Source organism: Mycobacterium sp. (assembly GCF_052144515.1).
GTDB lineage: Bacteria > Actinomycetota > Actinomycetes > Mycobacteriales > Mycobacteriaceae > Mycobacterium.
Genome location: NZ_JBKQQD010000075.1, coordinates 1 through 3,876, shown reverse-complemented (window position 1 = coordinate 3,876; position 3,876 = coordinate 1). Strand labels below are relative to the sequence as shown.

At 66.1% G+C, this 3,876-nt stretch carries 3 protein-coding genes and 1 pseudogene; 2 read left to right on the top strand and 2 right to left on the bottom strand.

From position 1 onward, the window contains the following. Positions 1 to 494 (bottom strand): alpha/beta fold hydrolase (locus ACLP9N_RS03945; RefSeq protein WP_442406166.1); only part of this gene is annotated, 494 nt, incomplete at its 3' end. Between the two features lie 93 nt (positions 495 to 587). On the opposite strand from ACLP9N_RS03945, the gene ACLP9N_RS03940 reads away from it, so the two are divergent. After that, the gene (locus ACLP9N_RS03940) at positions 588 to 2,459 is read left to right on the top strand and encodes a propionyl-CoA synthetase (protein WP_442406165.1); all 1,872 of its coding nucleotides are present in this window, start codon (positions 588 to 590) and stop codon (positions 2,457 to 2,459) included. A 17-nt stretch (positions 2,460 to 2,476) separates the two neighbouring features. Continuing rightward, positions 2,477 to 3,457, top strand: coding sequence for an S-methyl-5-thioribose-1-phosphate isomerase (gene mtnA, locus ACLP9N_RS03935; protein WP_442406164.1), 981 nt, complete (start codon positions 2,477 to 2,479; stop codon positions 3,455 to 3,457). A 16-nt stretch (positions 3,458 to 3,473) separates the two neighbouring features. Here the strand turns inward: mtnA and ACLP9N_RS03930 are convergent. Continuing rightward, positions 3,474 to 3,876 (bottom strand): annotated as a pseudogene (locus ACLP9N_RS03930) (aminobenzoate oxygenase); the annotation flags it as partial.

The following is a 3,876-nucleotide window of genomic DNA, read 5'->3' as shown; positions in this document are numbered from 1 at the left end:
CCTTCACCCCAATGACTTTCGATAGCTTCCAGATGCTCGGCCTTCTCTTCGGCGGTAAATCCCCAGGGGTAATCCGGCAACTCTTGAGAAAACCGTGCCGACACGCCGTACATCACCAGTGAATGAACGCGTTCTGGATACGTCGCCGCGAACAAGAGGCTCATCGGGCCACCCTCGGACATACCGAAAAAGGCGGGACGATCGACCTTCGCGTCGTCGAGAACGGCACGCAAATCATCCATTCGCTCGTCGAGCGGAGGCACGTGGGTGGCAGGATCTGAGAGTCCGGTGCCACGTTTGTCCCACACTATGAGCCGTGTGACCTCTGCAAGCTGTTCGGCGACGGCGGTGATCGGACTGGCGGGTTCGTCGACAAGGTCGACGTTGCTGAACCAACCGGGATTCCACACCAGCGTCGTGTCACCCTCTCCGAACTCGCGGTACGCGAGCCGCACAGAGCCGTTGCGTGCGTAGCGGACCCGCCGGTCGGTCATGTCGACATCATGACATCACCGAGGCAGAAGGTCCTGCCAATCCGCCCGCAGGAAATTGGTACCGTGCATCACAAAATAAGGAAGTGAGCGGGCATGGGCGGCTACCGAGAACTGTTCACAGCAAGCATCAACGACCCGGAAACCTTCTGGGCGCAGGCCGCGCAAGCCGTGTCGTGGCTGCGGCCCCCACAGCGGGTGTTCGACGATAGCCGCCCGCCGTTCTACCGGTGGTTTCCCGACGCCACACTCAACACCTGCGCCAACGCGCTGGACCGCCACGTCGCCGACGGCCGCGCTGACCAGGCCGCTCTCATCTACGACTCGCCGGTGACCGGCGTCAAGCGCACCTACACCTACGGTGAGCTGCTGGATCAGACTGCCCGATTCGCGGGCGCGCTACGTGACCTCGGCGTCGCCAAGGGCGACCGGGTGGTGCTCTATATGCCGATGATTCCCGAGGCGGTCATCGCGATGCTGGCATGTGCACGGCTCGGCGCGGTGCACTCGGTGGTGTTCGGCGGCTTCGCCGCACACGAGCTGGCCACACGAATAGATGATGCGCGCCCGACCGTCGTCGTTTCCGCCTCCTGCGGAATCGAGCCGTCGGGATTAGTGGAATACAAGCCGATGCTTGACGCGGCACTCCAGTCGGCTCAGCACAAACCACGCAGCTGCGTCATCGTGCAGCGAGATCAGCACCGCTGCCCGCTCACCGCAGGGCGCGACTTGGATTGGCACGCCGTGATGGCCAACAGCGAGCCCGCCGATGCGGTGCCCGTAGCGGGCACCGACCCGCTGTATGTGCTCTACACCTCGGGCACGACCGGCAAGCCAAAGGGGATCGTGCGTGACAACGGCGGACACGCCGTGGCATTGCTGTGGAGCATGCGGCACATCTACGACATCCAACCCGGCGACGTGTTTTGGGCGGCATCGGATGTCGGCTGGGTCGTCGGGCATTCCTACATCGTCTACGGGCCGCTGCTGCTCGGTGCGACGACGCTGCTCTACGAGGGCAAGCCGGTCGGCACACCGGATCCCGGCGCGTTCTGGCGAGTGGCATCCGAATACCGGGTCAAGGCGCTGTTCACCGCGCCCACGGCGATCCGCGCGATCCGCAAAGAAGACCCGGACGGTGCACACCTGAACAAGTACGACCTCTCTGCGCTGAAGTATCTGTTCCAAGCCGGAGAACGCCTCGACCCCGACACCTACAGGTGGGCTTCCGAGCAGCTCGGCGTCCCGGTCATCGACCACTGGTGGCAGACCGAAACCGGTTGGGCCATCGCCGCCAATCCGATGGGCGTCGAGCGGTTTCCGATCAAGCCGGGCTCACCGACGCTGCCGATGCCGGGCTATGACGTATGCGTTCTTCGCGTCGACGGGTCGCCGTGCGAAGCCGGCGAAGAGGGCGCGATCTGCGTCAGGTTGCCGCTGCCACCGGGCGCACTGCCCACGCTCTGGGGCGACGACGCCCGCTTCGAGGCCTCCTATCTGTGTGAGCACCCCGGCTACTACCTCACCGGGGACGGCGGATACCTCGACGACGATGGGTATCTGTATGTGCTGGGCCGCATCGACGACGTCATCAACGTCGCCGGGCATCGGCTGTCGACCGGCCCCATCGAGGCGCTGGTGGCCGCGCATCCGGCAGTCGCCGAGTGCGCCGTCATCGGAGTCGCCGACGACATCAAGGGTCAGGTTCCGCGCGCACTCGTCGTGCTCAAGCGCGGTGCGTCGGCCGACGGTCTTGCCGAGGACCTCATCGCGACGGTGCGCAGGGAGATCGGAGCCGTGGCCTGCTTCAAACAAGTGGATGTGGTCCCCGCGCTACCCAAGACCCGCTCGGGAAAGATCTTGCGGAAAACCATGCGCGACATCACCCTGGGCAAAGACGGACCAATGCCGTCGACCATCGAGGATCCGGAAGTGCTGCAGTTGATTCGTCCCATTCTGCAACCGTGAGAACCTAGGGTCGGCTCGTGTGCAGGACCATCGACTGGGACGGCGACGCAGTCACGATCATTGACCAGACCGCGTTGCCGGCCGACTACCGCATTCTGACTTTGCGCACCGTCGACGAGCTGATCGACGCCATCCGCCGCCTGGCCGTGCGCGGCGCCCCGGCGCTCGGGGCCGCGGGCGCGCTGGGGGTTGTGCTCGCGGCCCGCGAGGGAGGCGACATCCGGGCCTCGGCCGAACGAGTCGCGAAGGCACGACCGACCGCTGTCAACCTCAGCTGGGGAGTTGCACGCGCGCTCGAGAAGCTCGGCGAGGGAGCCGAAGCCGTGCTCGCCGAAGCGCTGGAAATCCTCGACGAGGACGAACGTCTCAACCGCGCCGCGTCCGCCCACGCCGCCGAGATCGTGCTCGCACTATGCGATCGTCGCCCGCTGCGCCTGCTGTCCCACTGCAACGCCGGTCATCTCGCCACCGTGGCATGGGGCAGCGCGCTCGGCGTCGTCTGGCACCTTCACGAGCGCGGACTGGTCGAGTCGGTGCTAGTCGACGAGACACGCCCACTGCTTCAGGGCGCCCGGCTCACGGCGTGGGAGCTCGCGCAAGCCGGCGTGCCCTACCGGGTGCAGGCGGACGGCGCCGCGGCGGCGGCGATGGCACGCGGCCTCGTCGACTGCGTGCTCGTCGGTGCCGATCGGATCGCGGCCAACGGCGACGTCGCCAACAAGATCGGCACCTACGGCCTGGCCATCGTTGCGCATCACCACGACGTGCCGTTCGTCGTGGTCGCGCCTTCATCCACGGTCGACAGGTCGCTCGCCACCGGCGCCGAGATCGCCATCGAGGAACGCGCGCCCCACGAACTCAGGATGTTCGCCGGCACCAGGATCACCCCGCCGGACGCAGACGTTTTCAACCCGGCCTTCGACGTGACCCCGGCCGAGCTGATCACCGCTGTCGTTACTGAGCACGGTCGCTACCGGCCGGGCGGCGGCCAGTGCTAAGGGACACCGTCGCCCGTCAGCTTGCGCCCGCCGCGATCGCCTGGTCCACCTCGAGGGCCCGGCCTGCCATCTCGGCGTGTGCCTTGTCCAGCGCGTCGGCCTGATCCTCATCGGCCTTCATCAGAGTCTCGATGTCGAAGCCGGCCATGTCGAGGACACCCATGTCCCTGAAGGCCTTCTGCACCTTGTCGCCCCACAACCCGATGTCCTTGACGATCGGCACGATGCGGCTGAACAGGTGCGAGCGGAACTGGATCATCAGCGGCGACGTGTCGACCCATTCGGCACACGTTTGGACGTCGAGGCCGAGGGTCTCGAAAACCTCCTCGCCGCGGAACCGGTCGCGCATCAGGTAGCAGGCGTCCACGACGAACTCTTCACGCTCGTCCCGCTCGGCTTCGGTCAGCGCGGAGTAGTAG